Annotated in this window: 12 protein-coding genes; 8 read left to right on the top strand and 4 right to left on the bottom strand. The window is 69.4% G+C overall.

What is annotated here, in order from left to right:
- Positions 1-1013: 13E12 repeat family protein (locus tag A5750_RS19510; protein WP_067265052.1), on the bottom strand; the 1013-nt coding region annotated here is incomplete at its 3' end.
- Between the two features lie 411 nt (positions 1014-1424).
- Here A5750_RS19510 and A5750_RS19505 point away from each other — a divergent pair.
- From A5750_RS19505 to A5750_RS19470, 8 genes are all read left to right on the top strand, one after another.
- Entirely contained in the window at positions 1425-1904 is a 480-nt protein-coding gene (locus A5750_RS19505; protein WP_066953071.1) for a hypothetical protein, read from the top strand.
- 5 nt (positions 1905-1909) lie between these two features.
- Positions 1910-2656, top strand: a complete 747-nt coding sequence (locus tag A5750_RS19500; protein ID WP_066953073.1) for a gluconate 2-dehydrogenase subunit 3 family protein — start codon at positions 1910-1912, stop codon at positions 2654-2656.
- Positions 2656-4359, top strand: coding sequence for a GMC family oxidoreductase (locus A5750_RS19495; protein ID WP_066953075.1), 1704 nt, complete (start codon positions 2656-2658; stop codon positions 4357-4359). Before A5750_RS19500 ends, A5750_RS19495 begins: the two co-directional genes overlap by 1 nt.
- Entirely contained in the window at positions 4352-6145 is a 1794-nt protein-coding gene (locus tag A5750_RS19490) for a glycoside hydrolase family 15 protein (protein WP_067265049.1), read from the top strand. The genes A5750_RS19495 and A5750_RS19490 overlap by 8 nt, the downstream gene beginning before the upstream one ends.
- 25 nt (positions 6146-6170) lie before the next feature.
- A complete protein-coding gene (locus A5750_RS19485; RefSeq protein ID WP_066953080.1) occupies positions 6171-7178 on the top strand; it encodes an SDR family oxidoreductase in 1008 nt (335 codons plus the stop codon).
- Positions 7175-8281, top strand: coding sequence for an enolase C-terminal domain-like protein (locus tag A5750_RS19480; protein WP_066953321.1), 1107 nt, complete (start codon positions 7175-7177; stop codon positions 8279-8281). Before A5750_RS19485 ends, A5750_RS19480 begins: the two co-directional genes overlap by 4 nt.
- Positions 8282-8356: 75 nt before the next feature.
- On the top strand, positions 8357-9085 hold the full coding sequence (locus A5750_RS19475; protein WP_066953082.1) for a PAS and ANTAR domain-containing protein: 729 nt from the start codon (positions 8357-8359) through the stop codon (positions 9083-9085).
- Positions 9086-9104: 19 nt separating this feature from the next.
- Complete coding sequence (locus A5750_RS19470) at positions 9105-10880, top strand: ABC-F family ATP-binding cassette domain-containing protein (RefSeq protein ID WP_066953084.1); 1776 nt, start codon at positions 9105-9107, stop codon at positions 10878-10880.
- A 62-nt stretch (positions 10881-10942) separates the two neighbouring features.
- On the opposite strand, the gene A5750_RS19465 is transcribed toward A5750_RS19470, so the two are convergent.
- The 3 genes from A5750_RS19465 to A5750_RS19455 all read right to left on the bottom strand — a co-directional run bounded on the left by A5750_RS19465 (position 10943) and on the right by A5750_RS19455 (position 15970).
- The gene (locus tag A5750_RS19465; RefSeq protein ID WP_231989256.1) at positions 10943-11413 is read right to left on the bottom strand and encodes an STAS/SEC14 domain-containing protein; all 471 of its coding nucleotides are present in this window, start codon (positions 11411-11413) and stop codon (positions 10943-10945) included.
- A gap of 320 nt (positions 11414-11733) precedes the next feature.
- Positions 11734-12795 carry a type III polyketide synthase gene (locus A5750_RS19460; protein WP_066953088.1) on the bottom strand — a complete coding sequence of 354 codons (1062 nt, stop codon included), beginning with the start codon at positions 12793-12795 and terminating at the stop codon, positions 11734-11736.
- 127 nt (positions 12796-12922) lie between these two features.
- Complete coding sequence (locus tag A5750_RS19455; RefSeq protein WP_067265047.1) at positions 12923-15970, bottom strand: type I polyketide synthase; 3048 nt, start codon at positions 15968-15970, stop codon at positions 12923-12925.
- Position 15971: the final 1 nt, after the last annotated feature.

The raw sequence follows: 15971 nt of genomic DNA, 5'->3' as shown, positions 1-15971 counted from the left end.
ACGGCCGGGCGATCACACCCGGGCGCCCGACACGTCAAATCCCGACACCGCACGAAATCGGCCAGCTTGGCCGAGGGGGTGTAGCGCGGTTCGGCTTCGGTCGGGACACTCACCGGCACCAGCGTCGCCGAACCGGCCAACTCGGCCACCACCTCGGCGGGCACCAGCCCCTCCACGCCGGGCACCACCCCGGGGGCCGCGCCGCCCCCGGCGACCGTGGCCGCCTCGGCCACCACATGAATCACCACCGCGCTCGCGGCCGGTGTCCCCGCGGCGCACTCCGACCCCACACACTGACACCCCAACCGATCCGCACCGGCGGCCAGCGCACCCAGCGCATCGGCCCGGCGCTGCCGTGGGGTGCGCGGATCGGCCCCACACACGCTGGCCGCCAACTCATCCAGGCGCCGATCCAGCACCTGCCCGTCGGCGCCGAACACGCTGCCGCTCAGCCACGCCATCCCCGACTCGTTGGCCTGCACATCGACAAACCGATCATCGATGGCCTTTTTGGCCCGGCGCACCGCATCGGCATCCACCACGGCCACAATGCGGTCCACCGCCGCAGCCAGTCCCGCGCGGGTCAGCGACGGGCGCCGTGAGATCAACACCGCCAGCCGCGCATCCACCCGCGCCATCACCTCGGCGTCGGTGATCAAATCGGTGCGAAACACGATCGTCTGAAACGCCCGATAGTCGATACCCCCGGCCTGAAACACCTTGCCCACCTGCGGCAGCCGCTCACGCATCGCCATCGCATACCGCAGATAGCTATGGGCCAACCCCACACTGCAGCCCAACGCCGCACCCACCTGAGCGGCCACCGCATCCCACGCATCAGCCGCCCACTCGGCCCGCTCCCCCGAATCACGGCACCGCAACACCAACAAATCCCCCACCGCCACCAACCGTGTGGCGGCCGCCCGCGCCTCCGCACGCCCCGCCCCGCGCACCCGCGCCAGCAACACCGCCGACTCCGGGGTAGACCGCGACGCCAACGCATACTCGAACATACATTCGACACTACGCCGAACGTCCGACAACTTCGGGACGCACGCGAGGCGCCCCGGAGGCAGCCGTCCACCTGGACGGTTTGCGCCGACCCAAACCGGGTACGCACCCCATGCGCTTCGGTCACGACGCGCCGTCGAGACCACCTCGGTTGAAACACACAGCTGGGCGCTTACCAGTTCTCTGGGCAGTCATCGCGAGTCTTCATCGCGCGATGACTGCCTGAGCGTGTTTCGTTTCAGAAGTGAGGTGACGCATGGGCAGGACGGCCCCAGAAGTTTTGTGCGCGCGGCTCCCATGGCCGAAATTCCGACAGTGCTTGCCTCGCAATGCCTCCCGTATGTCCGTGTCGTTCAGTGCGCGGCACCGATCGGCCTGCGCGGGCGAATCAACGAGCTAGGAAGGAAACCCAAATGTTGTTGTTAGGCAACGCAGGACGGCGCGGGGGCGAGGCCCAACAGCTCGCCGAGCGGGCACTGTACGACGTCGCGCACGGTCGCTTCGAGCGCTCGCTGTCCGGGCTGACGGCCATCGCTGCCCTCGTCACGACGGCGGAAATCTATTTCGAGCACTACAAGGCCAGCTTCGGTAACAAGTGGATGTGGAGCCCGATCGTGGTGACACCGCCGGTGGTGGTCGCCGGCATTGGCGGGGTGTTCTCGCGACGCTGGGCCAAGCTCTGGCTGCCGATCACCGCGGGCATCTACACCGCCAACGGCCTGATGGGCGAATACCTGCATGCCCGCGGCGTCGCGCGCAAGCCGGGCGGGTGGAAGAACGCGTCCTACAACGTGCCTATGGGTCCGCCGATCGCGGCGCCCGGGTTGATGTGCATGGTCGGTGGGATGGGGCTGCTGGCCTCGATCCTGCGACGCGAGCGGTTCCGGGGCTGAGCGCGATGGCCGACACCTCGCGCCCCGACCACCTGCCCAACCTGCGCGCGGATCGCAAACCGCCGCACCCGTCCTGGCTGCCCAAGCAACGCCGTGGTGTCACCCCCCAAATGATCGGCCGCTACCCGGATTACGACGTGCTGGAGACGACCGACACCTGGGACGAAGCCACCAGGAAGGTGGTGCTGGCCCGGCTGGAACCGCCCGGCCCGCTGCGGTTCTTCACCGCGGAGGAGGAACCGTGCCTGCGCGCGTTCTGCGACACGGTGCTGGCTCAGGACCGCGAGCCGCGAGTGCCCGTGCCCGAGTCCGTCGATTCCAAGCTCGCCGACGGCCGACTCGACGGCTACCAGTACGCCGACATGCCCGACGACCGCGACACGTGGCGCCTGGTGCTGCTCGGCCTCGACGAGACCGCGTCCAGCCGGTATGGGAAGGCATCGTTCGCCGACGCCGACCCCGACACCCGAGAGGCGATCATCGACCAGTTCTCGCAGGGAGCCTTGGAGGGCGGGACCTGGGAGCGCCTCAACGTCAAACGGGCGTGGTCGGTGTGCATGCGAATGACCTTGTCCGGGTTCTACTCCCACCCGTGGGCGTGGAACGAGATCGGGTTCGGCGGCCCCGCCTACCCGCGCGGGTTCATGCGCCTCGGCGGTGCCACCGGTCCCGCCGCCGCCCGCGAGCCGTTCGAGACCCCGGGCGCCACCGACGAGGACCCGGTCCGCGTAGTCCAACAGGGAGAGTTGTGATGGGCGATCGACTCCGCGGGCTCCTCAGGGGGGCGATCGGACCCAAGGACAACGAATCCCGGTTCCTGCTCGACGTACATTCGCGCGACCTGCCCGGCGAAAAGACCATGCAACGCTACGGCGACGACGACGAGGTCGACCTGGTGGTCGTCGGCGCGGGCGCCGGCGGATCCGTGCTCGCGCAACGGCTGGCCCGGGCCGGCTGGCGGGTGGTGATCCTCGAGGCGGGCCCGTTCTGGCACCCCGACGAGGACTGGGTCTCCGACGAGGCGGGTTCACACTCCCTGTACTGGACGCAGAAGCGCATCATCGGCGGCGACGACCCGATCGAGCTGGGCAAGAACAACTCCGGTCGAGGGGTCGGCGGGTCGATGGTGCACTACGCCGGCTACACCCCGCGGTTCCATCCCAGCGACTTCGACACCTACACCCTCGACGGGGTCGGGGCGGACTGGCCGATCGGCTACGAAGACATCCGCCACCACTACGAGCGGATCGAGCTCGAGTTGCCGGTGGCCGGGCAGAACTGGCCCTGGGGCTACCCGCATCGGTATTCCTTTTCCCCGCACCCGATTTCGGGTGCCGCGGCGAAACTCTGGCGGGGGGCGATGCAGCTCGGCATCGAGATGCGGGTCGGGCCCGTCGGCATCGTCAACGGCACCTTCGGTAACCGCCCGCACTGCATCTACCGCGGCTACTGCCTGCAGGGCTGCAAGGTCAACGCCAAGGCCAGCCCGTACGTGACGCACCTGCCCGACGCTCTGGCCCACGCCGTGGAGATCCGAGCCAACTGCATGGCCGTCCGCGTCGAGCTCGACGAGGCCGGCTCCGCGCGCGGGGTGGTCTACTACGACGAGGCCGGCGGCAGCGAGCGGCTGCAGCGGGCCAAGGTCGTCGCGATCGCCGGGTATTCCATCGAAACGCCGCGCCTACTGCTGAACTCGGCCAGCGAACGCTTTCCGAACGGGCTGGGCAACAACGACGACCAGGTCGGTCGTTACGTGATGGTGCAGGGCGCCACGCAGTCCGCCGGCCGGTGGTCGGAAGAGGTCCGGATGTACAAAGCCCCGCCACCGGAGGTGACCTCGGAGCAGTTCTACGAGACCGACTCCTCGCGCGGGTTCGCCCGCGGCTTCTCCATCCAAACGGTTTCGCCGCTTCCCATCGGCTGGGCCGAACACGTGCTCGCCGACGGGCATTGGGGCCGGGCGTTGCGCGAATACATGCGCGACTACAACCACTGGGCGACCATCGGCGTGCTCAACGAGCTGCTGCCGTGTCCTGACAATCGGGTCACCCTCGCCCAGGAGACGGACGCGTACGGCATCCCGGTGGCCCGGTTCGACTACACGCTGTGCGACAACGACAAGGCCAACATGGCCTACTCCACCAAAGTGATCGGCGACATCCTGCACGCCGCCGGCGCCCAGGACGTGCTCACCATCGAGCGCTTCGCCCACCTGATCGGCGGCGCCCGGATGGGGACCCGCCCGGACAACTCGGTGGTCGACTCCGATCACCGGGTGTGGGGCGTGCCGAACCTGTTTCTGGCCGACGGCTCGGTGTGCCCGACGCAGGGCTCGGCGAACCCGGCGTTGACGATCATGGCGCTCGCCTCGCGGCTCGCCGAACGGATGGCGACCGGAAAGATCGACAGCACCGCCCCGGCGAGGCGGCCATCGGAGGCGGGGGTCCGTGGCTGACCGCACGATCGACATCGAGGCGACCTTCTCGCCGCGGGTGTTGCGCGAATACGCCCTGCTCGCCGATGGTGAGCGGGGTGCCCTGATCGGACCGCAGGGCGACGTCGCGTGGATGTGTGCGCCGCGCTGGGATTCCGACGGCGTGTTCTCGAATCTCATCGGGGGCGGCGGCGTCTACGCGATCACACCGACCGACGTGCGGCACGTGTGGGGCGGCTATTACGAGCCGGGCAGCATGATCTGGCGCAATCGCTGGATCACCCGCGACGGCATCGTGGAATGCCGTGAGGCGCTGGCCTTCCCGGGCGATCCCGACCGGGTGGTGCTGCTGCGTCGTCTCATCGGCTGCCGCGGGACCGCGCGGGTGCGAGTGGTGCTGGCGCCGAGTGCGGAGTTCGGCCGGCACGGACCCGGCGACATGACCGTCGACGGCGGGGCATGGAGCGGAAAGTCGGGACGGCTGCGCTGGCGCTGGCTGGGCGGCTGCGACGTGCGATCGGTGAAGGCGGCCCGCGGCCGCGGCGAACTGCTCACTTGCGAGATCACCGTCGACGAGGGCGATCAGCACGATTTCGTGCTGGAGCTCTCCGAGCGCACTCTCCCCGACCAACCACCCGACGCCGACATTGCTTGGGACGCAACGGAAGCCGCCTGGCGTCGCAGCATTCCCGAGCTGAACTGCACCATCGCGCCCCGCGACGGGCGTCACTCCTACGCGGTGCTGCGCGGGCTGACCAGTAGCGGGGGGGGCATGGTGGCCGCCGCCACGATGAGTCTGCCCGAGCGCGCGCACACCAACCAGAACTACGACTACCGGTACGCGTGGATCCGGGATCAGGTCTACGCCGGCATCGCCGCGGCGACCGTCGGGGCGACCGAGTTGCTCGACCGCGCGGTCGAATTCGTCGGGGCCCGGTTGCTCGAACACGGCCCCGACCTCAAGCCGGCCTACACCGTCACGGGTGACAGTGTGCCCGGCGAGGAGACGCTCGACCTGCCCGGCTACCCCGGGGGTGCCGACAAGGTGGGCAACTGGGTCAACCAGCAGTTCCAGCTCGATGTCTTCGGCGAGGCGCTGCAGCTGCTGGCCTGGGCGGGCAACGCCGACCGGCTCGACGCCGAGGGCTGGCGCGCCGCGCAGACCGCCATCGGCGCGATCGAAAAGCGCTGGCGCGACGCGGATGCGGGCATCTGGGAGATCGATGAAGAGCACTGGACGCAGTCGCGCCTGGCGTGCGTGGCCGGGCTACGCGCCATCGCGAAGGTTTCCGGCGGCGGCCACGAGGTGGCGGCCTGCGCCTCGCTGGCCGACGCGATCCTGGCCGACACCGCGGCCAGCAGCCTGCACCCGCACGGCGGCTACTGGCAACGCAGCCCGCGGCTGCCCGGGGTCGACGCGTCGCTGCTGCTGCCACCCGTGCGCGGCGCCGTGCCCGCCGACGACCCACGCACCCGGGCCACGCTGGACGCCGTCCGCACGCAGCTCAGCCACGACGGGTTCGTGTACCGGTTCCGGCACGACGAGCGCGACCTCGGCGACGCCGAGGGCGCCTTCCTGCTCTGCGGATTCATGATGGCGCTCGCCGAACATCAACTGGGACATGCCCATTGCGCGATGCGCTGGTTCGAACGCAATCGCGCCGCCTGCGGGCCCCCCGGCCTGTTCTGCGAGGAATACGACGTCCGGCAGCGCCAGCTCCGCGGCAACCTCCCCCAGGCGTTCGCGCACGCGCTGATGCTGGAATGCACGGCCACCCTCGCCGACGACGCCGTCCACCATGACTGATTCGACGCAGAAGGAGATTTTGGCGATGACACAGACAGTCGTAGTCACCGGGGCCAGCGCCGGCATCGGCCGGGCCACCGCCCAACTGTTCGGGCAGCGCGGGGCGAACGTCGCCCTGCTCGCCCGTGGGTCCGCCGGGCTGGACGGCGCGGCTCGCGACGTCGAATCCGGTGGGGGCAAGGCGCTGACCATTCCCACCGACGTCGCCGACCACGCGGCCGTCGCCGCCGCCGCCGACGAGACCGAGGCGACCTTCGGCCCGATCGACGTCTGGGTGAACGTCGCGTTCACCTCCGTGTTCGCGCCGTTCAGCGAGATCAGTGCCGAGGAGTTCAAACGCGTGACCGAGGTGTCCTACCTCGGATACGTGCACGGCACCATGGCGGCGCTGGCGAAGATGCGCCCGCGCGACCGCGGCACCATCGTGCAGGTCGGCTCCGCGCTCAGCCAGCGATCCATCCCGCTGCAATCGGCCTACTGCGGCGCCAAGCACGCCATCAACGGTTTCACCGAGTCGGTGCGCTGCGAACTGCTGCACGAGCACTCCAAGGTGCGCATCACGGTGGCCCAGATGCCCGCGGTCAACACCCCGCAGTTCTCCTGGGTGCTGTCGCGGCTGCCGCGCCATCCCCAACCCGTCCCGCCGATCTATCAGCCGGAGGTCGCCGCTCGCGGCGTCGTGTATGCCGCCGATCATCCGGAGCGCAAACAATATTGGGTCGGCGACAGCACCATGGTGACGCTGCTGGCGCAGAAGTTCGTCGCACCGCTGCTGGACCGCTACCTGGGCCGCACCGGTTATGACTCGCAGCAGACCGAGCAGCACGTCGGCCCTGGCCGCCCGCACAACTTGTGGCACCCGCTGGACGAGGAACCCGGCAGCGACCACGGCGCCCACGGCGGGTTCGACGACAAGTCCCACGCGCTGAGCCCGCAGCTGTGGGCGTCGCAGCACCCGGTCGTCAGCGGTACGAGCGCGCTCGGCGCGGCCGGACTGGGCGCGTGGCTCGCCGCACGCCGGTGGACGCGATGAGTCTCGACGCACGCATCGACGAGGTCACCGCACGGGTCTACGAAATCCCCACCGACGCACCGGAAGCCGACGGCACCCTGTCCTGGTCGTCGACCACCCTGGTGCTGGCCGAGGTTGCGGCGGGCGGCCGGCGCGGGATCGGCTACACGTACGCCGACGGCGCGTGCGGCACCCTGATCAACGGGCCGCTCGCCGGCACGATCACCGGACACAGTGCGCTCGACATCGCCGGTCGGTGGCAGGCGACGGTCCGGGCGATGCGCAACAACGGCCGGCCGGGCTTGGTGTCGTGCGCAATCTCGGCGGTCGACACCGCGCTGTGGGACCTCAAGGGCAAACTCCTGGGCCTGCCGGTATGCCGACTGCTCGGCATGGCGCACGACCGGGTGCCGATCTACGGCAGCGGCGGCTTCACCACCTATGACGAGCGCGCCACCCGCGCCCAACTCGAACGCTGGGTGGACGAGTGGAAGATCCCGCGCGTCAAGATCAAGATCGGCGAGTCGTGGGGCTCCGACGAGCGCCGCGACCTTGACCGAATCGCGCTCTCGCGCAAGGTGATCGGCCCGGACGTCGAACTGTATGTGGACGCCAACGGCGCCTATCGCCGCAAGCAGGCCATCCGGATGGCCCACGCGATGGCCGACCACGACGTCACATGGTTCGAGGAACCCGTCTCCTCCGACGACCTGGCCGGGCTGCGGGAGGTGCGCGATCAGGTCGCCCCGGACGTCACCGCCGGCGAGTACGGCTACGACCTGGCGTACTTCAACCGGATGCTCGCCGCGGACGCGGTCGACTGCCTGCAAATCGACGTCACCCGCTGCGGCGGCATCACCGACTGGCTGCGGGCCGCCGCCGTGGCCGCCGCCTACAACGTCGACGTGTCCGGTCACTGCGCCCCCAACCTGCACGCCCACGTGGCCAGCGCGATCCCGAATTTGCGGCACCTGGAGTACTTCCACGATCACCACCGCATCGAACACATGCTGTTCGACGGCGCCCTGCCACCCGACGGTGGGGCGTTGCGGCCGGACCAACAACGGCCCGGGCTGGGCCTCGAGTTCAAGCCCGCTGACGCCGAGCCCTATCGAAAAGCCTGATCCATGAATGGACCCGCCGGAAAGTGGGCATTGATATACGGAGGACATAGTTACGGATCTGAAGGGCAATGCGCGATGACCGTTGACTTTGAAGACGAGGCCGTACGGAGGCGCAATCGGGGGCCCGCCCATGATGGTTCGGCCGACTCGGCGTGTGAGGCGTTCATGTCCGATGCCGTCGACGAACACGACCTCAACGCGGTCGACCTGGTCCTGGGCCTCGGCGAGCCGCAGAGCGTCGGCCGGTTTCGATTCTTCCTGGACGGGCACCGCTGGGAGTGGTCGGACGCCGTCGCCCGGATGCATGGGTACAAGCCGGGACGGGTGCAACCGACCACCGAACTGCTGCTCAAGCACAAGCACCCCGAGGAACGCGAGCGGGTCGCCGCCGTCCTGGAACGCGTGCGGCAGGGCAGGCCGTTCAGCAGTCGCCACCGCATCATCGACACCGGCGGGCGCACGCACTGTGTCGTCGTTGCGGGCGACCGGATGCTCGACGACCACGGCACCCCGATCGGGACGTCCGGCTTCTACATCGACGTCACCGACTCGCTGCAGACCGACATCAACAACGTGCTGTCGGCGGTGGCCGACGCCCGCGCCCGCATCGAGCAGGCGAAGGGCGTGCTCATGGCCGCCTATGGCATCTCCGCGGAGCGGGCGTTCGACATCCTGGTCTGGCGATCCCAGGAGACCAACCTGAAACTGCGCGACCTCGCCAGCCGCTTCCTGGACGCGGTGGCCAGCAAGGCGTCGGCGGAGACCCAGAGCGAAGTCGACCGGGCGCTGCTGACCCTCGAATAGCCGCAGTAGGGTCGGGCCGGTGGCACACCTATTGGGCGCCGAGGCCATCCACCTCGAATACCCGACCCAGTTGGTATTCGGATCGGTCACGCTGGGCGTGAACGACGGCGCGCGCATCGGCATCGTCGGACGCAACGGGGACGGCAAATCCAGCTTGCTGCGGTTGCTGACCGGCCAGTTGCAGCCCGACTCCGGCCGCGTCACCCGCCGCAGCGGATTGCGGGTCGGCGCGCTGAGCCAGGCGGACACCCTGGAACCGCACCACACGGTGGGCTGGACGCTGGTCGGCGATGTGGCCGAACACCACTGGGCCGGTGACGCGCGGGTGCGCGACGTGGTCAGCGGCCTGGTCTCCGACATCGGCTGGGACGCCGCGATATCGACGCTGAGCGGCGGCCAGCGCAGGCGCGTCCAGCTGGCCAGGTTGCTGGTCGGCGAGTGGGACGTCATCGCGCTCGACGAACCCACCAACCACCTCGACATCGAGGGCATCGCCTGGCTCGCGGAACATCTGCGGCAGCGCTGGGCGCGCAATACCGGCGGGCTGCTGCTGGTGACGCACGACCGCTGGTTCCTCGACGAGGTCGCCACCACGACGTGGGAGGTGCACGACGGCATCGTGGAGCCGTTCGAGGGCGGTTACGCGGCCTACGTGCTGCAGCGCGTCGAGCGCGACCGGATGGCCGCCGCCACCGAAGCCAAGCGGCAGAACCTGATGCGCAAGGAGCTGGCCTGGCTGCGTCGCGGCGCGCCGGCCCGCACGTCGAAGCCCAAGTTCCGCATCGAGGCCGCCAACCAGCTGATCGCCGACGTGCCGCCGCTGCGGAACAACGTCGAACTGGCCAAGCTGGCGACCGCCCGGCTCGGCAAGGACGTCATCGACCTGCTCGACGTGTCGGTCGCGTTTGATGGCCACCCGGTGCTGCGCGACGTCGAGTGGCGGATCGCCCCCGGCGAACGCACCGGGATTGTCGGCGCCAACGGCGCCGGGAAATCGACGCTGCTCGGACTGATCGCCGGGAGCATCAAGCCGGACACCGGGCGCGTCAAGCGCGGCAAGACCGTCCAGCTCGCCGTGCTCGACCAGCAGGGTGACGCCCTGGCCGGGCTCGACGACGACCGCATCGCCGATGTGCTGGGCCGGCTGCCCGGCGGATACCAGGTCGAGGGCCGTGAGGTGACGCCCGCTCAACTGCTGGAGCGGCTCGGCTTCGGTAAGGGCCAGCTCTCGGCTCGGATCGGCGAACTCTCGGGCGGGCAGCGGCGCCGGTTGCAGCTGATGCTCACTCTGCTGTCCGAGCCCAACGTGTTGCTCCTCGACGAGCCGACCAACGACGTCGACACCGACATGCTCACCGCCATGGAAGACCTGCTCGACTCCTGGCCGGGCACGCTGATCGTCGTCTCCCACGACCGCTACCTGCTCGAGCGGATCACCGACCAGCAGTACGCCGTTCTCGACGGCCGGTTGCGGCACCTGCCCGGCGGCATCGACGAGTACCTGCGGCTGGCCGCCCACCGGACCGCCCCGCTGGCGGCCGAGCCGCCGCCCGCCGCACCGGAACAGACCATGTCGGGAGCCGAGCGGCGGGCGGCCGAGAAGGAGCTGGCCGGCGTCGACCGCCAACTGGCGCGGCTGGCCGACCGGATCGCGGACAAACACCACGAGCTGGCCGAGCACGACCAGTCGGACCACATCGGCATCGCGCGGCTCACCCGGGAGTTGCGGGCGCTGGAAGACGAGGTGGCGGCGACGGAGAGCCGCTGGCTGAATCTGTCCGAGGCGCTGGAGTGAGTTGCTAGATCCGACCGGGTCGCACCGCGCCGGCATGCCCGCCAGACGCGTATCGCTTTGCGTCAGAGAGTCCGGTGACGGTTCTCCCCGCCGTTAGATATGACGAGCCGTCCAAGGCTTGCAGCCGCGGCGAATGATCCACCGAGATAGGCCTTGGCCATATCCCGAATCGAGACGTCGGCGCGACCCGGGAGCGAGGTCAGCCAGGCGACCGCGTCATCGCGCTCGTCGCCGTCATACACCCGCACCGGGCACGGCATAAACCCGCCGATGCCGCGAGCCGGTGCGCGAATCCAATCGACGTCGCTCAGGACAGCGCAGCCATCGAGCAGCCGCACGTAACGCGACCCAAGTCGAGCGTCCGCCCATAGCGCACCGGGCGTGATGGACTCGAAGTCCGGACCGAATTGGTAGAGCAGCCGCATCCGATGTCCCGCTGCCCGCGCCCGATCGATCAGCGGCGCAAAGACCCGCTCGTAGTCGTCCGTTGTCACTCGCCCGGCCGCCTCCAGGGCTTGAACGCCAGCGGGCATGTCCGAAAGTTCTTTCAGCACAATGGCCCCTCTCAGGCATCGACGGTGAGATCAACGCGCCGTACCGGTTGCCGGAGCTGCCTCCTTAGCCCCTTAGCTAGATGACACGCTAATCTTTCTTAGTGCAACTATTGCATAGTGCAATATTAGCCCTTTCTCGGCAAACGGGAAAGGTGCGCGCATGAGAGCTGGCATCGCGCGCGCGATCACCGGGGGCCCGATCCAGTGGCGCGCCTGATTCGCACCTGGTAGCCGAACGACTCAACTCAGGTGCCGGGGCCGGCTTGAGCGCTCCGGGGGCTGAGCTTGGAGGCGTCTACTCAGCGCCAGCGCAGGAGCACGAAGTCGGAGCTGAATCCCGGGCCCATCGCGAGCATCAGCCCGGGGCTGCCGCCGGGCGGCGGCTTGGCGATGGTGTCACGCAGGATATGCAGCACCGAGGCCGACGACAGGTTTGCGATCTCGCCCAGCGAGCGCCAGGTCAGCTCGAGGGCGTCGGGCGCCAACCCGAGGCTGTTGCCGATCGCGTTGATGACCTTCGGACCGCCGGGGTGCGCCACCCAAGCGCCGACGTCTTCCGTCGTCAGCCCGTGCGCGCCCAGAAACCGGCCAACGTCGCCGGCCAGGTTGCGGTCGATGAGGGTCGTCAGCTCGGGTGACATCGCCAGGTGCAACCCGGTCGAGCTGATGTTCCAGGCCATGATGTGCAGCGATTCGGGATAGAGGCGACTGCGGGAGTCGACAATGTCGGGCCCGTTGGGGCTCAGCCCGTCGGCGCGACGGTCGCCGACGGCGACCACCGCGGCGGCCCCATCGCCGAACATGGCGGTCCCCACCAGGCCCGAGACGGTCGGCTTGACCGCGGGGAAGGTGAGCGAGCACAGCTCGACCGACACCAGGACCGCGACGCCGTCCGGCGCGCCACGCAGGTAGTCGTGCAGTTGGCCCACCCCCGCCGCGCCGGCCGCGCAGCCCAGCCCGAACAGCGGCACCCGGCGCACATCCGGGCGCAGCCCGAGCCGTCCGGCGATCCGCGCGTCGAGCGACGGCACGGCAACGCCGGTGACCGTGGTGGTGGCGATCATGTCGATGTCCTGCGGCCGCAGGCCCGCCTCGTCCAGCGCGCCCAGCAACGCCTCGCAGCCGAGTTCGACGGCGTGTTCGATGAAGACCTCGTTGGCCTCGCCGAAATCGGTCAGTGACGGGTACCGCTCCAGCGGCAGGACCAAGTGGCGGCTGTTGACCTTGGCCGCGGCGTGCAACCGCCTAACGACGTCCTCGTGCTCCTTCAATGCGGGGAATTCGACGATTTGGTCGGTGATTTCGGCCTGACTGTAACGATGCGGCGGCAACGCTCCGAACACGCCCGCGATGACGCTCATGCCCAACCCTCTTGCTTTCGTCCCAGCTCAAAAGGGACTGTCATCAATTCCCGAAGTCTAAGCCGTTCTGAGTAGCCCGGCAAAGATTCCGCGTATTCGACATGTGTTGTATTGCTTGTGGATTCCGTCATTCGGCGTCCTCGTCGTCGCCGGAGTGCAGCGCCATCGCGATCAGCGCGTCGGGGCTCAACGAGTCGATCATGTCGATGACCGGTTCGGCGACAACGCTTTCCGGTTCCCCGGCGAGCAGCAGAAGCTTGTCGAGCAATCCGGTTCTGCGAAGCTCGGCGAGCGGGATGCCGCGCAGCTTTGACCACACCTTCTCCTCGTCCGGTTCATCGTCATCGCCGCGGAACAACTGTCGCCGCAGATGATCGGCCAGCGCAGCGGGGGTGGGATAGTCGAAGATCAGGGTCCGTGACAGCGCCAGCCCGGTGGCCGTCGTCAGCCGGTTACGCAGTTCGACGCCGGTCAGCGAGTCGAACCCGAGGTCGGCGAAGGCACGATGGCGGTCGATGGCGCGGCCGTCCGGATGCCCCGACACGGCGGCCGTGTGCTCGCAGACCAGTTCGGCAAGCCGGCTGTGCTGCTCCGCGGGGCCCAGGGCGTGCAATTGTTCGGCCAGGCCCGGCGACCGGGTTGCCTTGGCGGGCAACGCATTATGCTCCCCACCGAGCCAGAATCGTTGGCGGGCAAAGCCATACGTCGGCAGGTCGACCCGGCGCGCGTGCGAGCCGACGAACACGGCCGGCCAGCTCACGCCCACTCCGGCGGCGAAGAGCCGGCCGGCCGCGTTGAGCAACGATTCGATCTCGGGGGCGTCCTTGGGCACGGTGACCACCGAGAGCGGCCGCTCGGTGGTCAGCGACTGGTCGACCGCCGCGCTCAACCCGCCGCCCGGACCCACCTCGACGAACGCCGTCACTCCCAGGGCCTCGGCGGTGCGCACGCCGTCGAGGAAACGCACCGGCCGGCGCACGTGCTCGACCCAGTACCGCGCCGACCCGTAGCCGGATCCGGCCGGCTCGCCGGAGACGTTGGACACCAAGCGGATTCGTGGCTGTCGCGGCTGGATGTCGGCCACCCGATGCGCGAATTCCTCGAGCATCGGCTCCATCAACGCCGAATGAAACGCGTGCGAGACCGCCAGCCGGTGCGTCCGCCGTCCGCTGCCCGCCAGCCGGTCGGCCACGGCGCCCACCGCGGCCCGCTCACCGGACAGGACCACCGAATTGGGGCCGTTGACCGCCGCGATGCTCACGCCGTCGTTCAGCAGCGGCGCGACCTCGGCCTCGCCGGCGCTCACCGCCACCATCGCCCCGCCGACCGGCAGTGCCGCCATCAATTCGCCGCGGACCGCCACGATGCGCGCCGCGTCATCCAGCGACAACACGTCCGCCACGCACGCCGCGGCGATCTCCCCCACCGAATGACCCAGCACCACATCGGGTGTCACGCCCCAGGACCGCCACAAGGCGGCCAGGGCGACCTCGAGCACGAACAACGCGGGCTGCGCGAACTCCGTGCCCTGCAACAGCTCGGCGTCGGCTCCCCACATCACGTCGCGCACCGGCGACGGCAGGTGGGCGTCCATCGCCGCTGCGGCCTCGTCGAAAGCCCGGGCGAAGGCCGGAAACCGTTGATGGAGTTGGCGGCCCATTCCCGGCCATTGCGAGCCTTGGCCGGGGAACACGAAGGCCGTCTGGCCCGTCGGTCCGGCCCTGCCCACCGCCACACCGGGGGCCGGTCCCCCGGCCGCCAGCCCGGCCAGGCCGCGCGCAAGCGCGTCGCGATCGTGGCCCACCAACACCGCCCGATGCTCGAACACCGAACGCGTCGTCGCCAACGACCAGCCCACGTCCGCCGCCGTCACCCCCGAGTGGACCACCCGCTCCGCCAGCCGGCTCGCCTGGTTGGCCAGGGCCTGCTCCGAGCGGGCCGACAGCACCCACGCAACTGACCCGTCACGCACCTCATCGGGCGGATCCGGTTGCGCGGGAGCCTGTTCCACGATGACGTGCGCGTTGGTGCCGCCCATGCCGAACGACGACACCCCGGCGCGGCGCGGACGGGCCGCCGCCGGCCAGCGCAGCGCGTCGACGTTGACCCGCAGGTGTTCGAGGTCGGGATTCGCTTCGGCGTAGTTGAGGCTCGGCGGCAGCACCGAATGCCGCACGGCCAGCACGGTCTTGAGCAGGCCAGCGATTCCCGCGGCGCCCCCGACGTGGCCGATGTTGGTCTTGACCGACCCCACCTGCACCGGATGCTCGCGCGCACCGAACACCTCACCCAGTGCCCGGGCCTCGACCGCGTCGCCGACCTTGGTGCCGGTGCCGTGGGCCTCGACGTAGTCGATGTCGGCGCTGCCCAGACCGGCGGCGGCAAGCGCCCGCCGGATCACGTCGGCCTCACCGGAAACAGAGGGCACCGTCTGGCCGGCGGCGCTGTGCCCGGAGTTGGTCACCGCGCTGCCACGGATGACCGCGTGAATGCGGTCGCCGTCCCGCAGGGCGTTCGGCAGCGGCTTCAGCAGCACCAGTCCCCCGCCCTCGCCGCGGACGTAGCCGTCCGCGCGGCGATCGAACGCGTAGGTGTGTCCCGACGTCGACAGTGCGCCGAATTCTCGTTCCAGCATTGCCGTTTCGTTGGCCAGGTTGAGATGAACCCCGCCGGCTATCGCCAGCGCCGACTCGCCCGCGCGCAGGCTTTCGCAGGCCAGGTGCACGGCGACCAACGAGGACGACTGACCGGAGTCGACGGTCATGCTGGCCCCCTGCAACCCGAAGGCATACGAGACCCGGTTGGCGATCATCCCGCGGCTGATGCCGGCGAACGAGTGGTGGTCGAGGTTGTCGGCGATATCGCGCAGGGTGAGGACGGCGTAATCGTCGGCCATCGCCCCGAAGTACACCGAAATCGCGGTTCCGCGCACCGTTTCGGGCACCACGAACGCGTCCTCGAAGGCTTCCCACGTCAGTTCGAGCGCCAATCGTTGCCGGGGGTCCATCGCGGACGCCTCGCGCGGCGAGAGGTTGAAGAAGTCGGCGTCGAACTCCGCGACGTCCCCGGGCAGTTGCGTCGCCTCGCGGCCCTCGCGGATGAGATCCCAGAACTCACGCGGGCTTGCCGCGCCGGGGAATCGGCAGGCGAGTCCGATGACCGCGACGTCCGTCATG

The organism is Mycobacterium sp. 852002-51613_SCH5001154 (genome assembly GCF_001667425.1).
Classification (GTDB): domain Bacteria; phylum Actinomycetota; class Actinomycetes; order Mycobacteriales; family Mycobacteriaceae; genus Mycobacterium.
Note: the sequence above shows the minus strand (reverse complement) of the source record. Positions and strands in the feature narration are given on the sequence as shown.

What these genes read in the sequence shown, in the direction of transcription:
- A5750_RS19505 (WP_066953071.1), top strand. Translation starts at nt 1,425, where the DNA reads ATGTTGTTGTTAGGCAACGCAGGACGGCGCGGGGGCGAGGCCCAACAG.
- A5750_RS19500 (WP_066953073.1), top strand. Translation starts at nt 1,910, where the DNA reads ATGGCCGACACCTCGCGCCCCGACCACCTGCCCAACCTGCGCGCGGAT.
- A5750_RS19495 (WP_066953075.1), top strand. Translation starts at nt 2,656, where the DNA reads ATGGGCGATCGACTCCGCGGGCTCCTCAGGGGGGCGATCGGACCCAAG.
- A5750_RS19485 (WP_066953080.1), top strand. Translation starts at nt 6,171, where the DNA reads ATGACACAGACAGTCGTAGTCACCGGGGCCAGCGCCGGCATCGGCCGG.
- A5750_RS19480 (WP_066953321.1), top strand. Translation starts at nt 7,175, where the DNA reads ATGAGTCTCGACGCACGCATCGACGAGGTCACCGCACGGGTCTACGAA.
- A5750_RS19475 (WP_066953082.1), top strand. Translation starts at nt 8,357, where the DNA reads ATGACCGTTGACTTTGAAGACGAGGCCGTACGGAGGCGCAATCGGGGG.
- A5750_RS19465 (WP_231989256.1), bottom strand. Translation starts at nt 11,413, where the DNA reads ATGCCCGCTGGCGTTCAAGCCCTGGAGGCGGCCGGGCGAGTGACAACG.
- A5750_RS19460 (WP_066953088.1), bottom strand. Translation starts at nt 12,795, where the DNA reads ATGAGCGTCATCGCGGGCGTGTTCGGAGCGTTGCCGCCGCATCGTTAC.
- A5750_RS19455 (WP_067265047.1), bottom strand. Translation starts at nt 15,970, where the DNA reads ATGACGGACGTCGCGGTCATCGGACTCGCCTGCCGATTCCCCGGCGCG.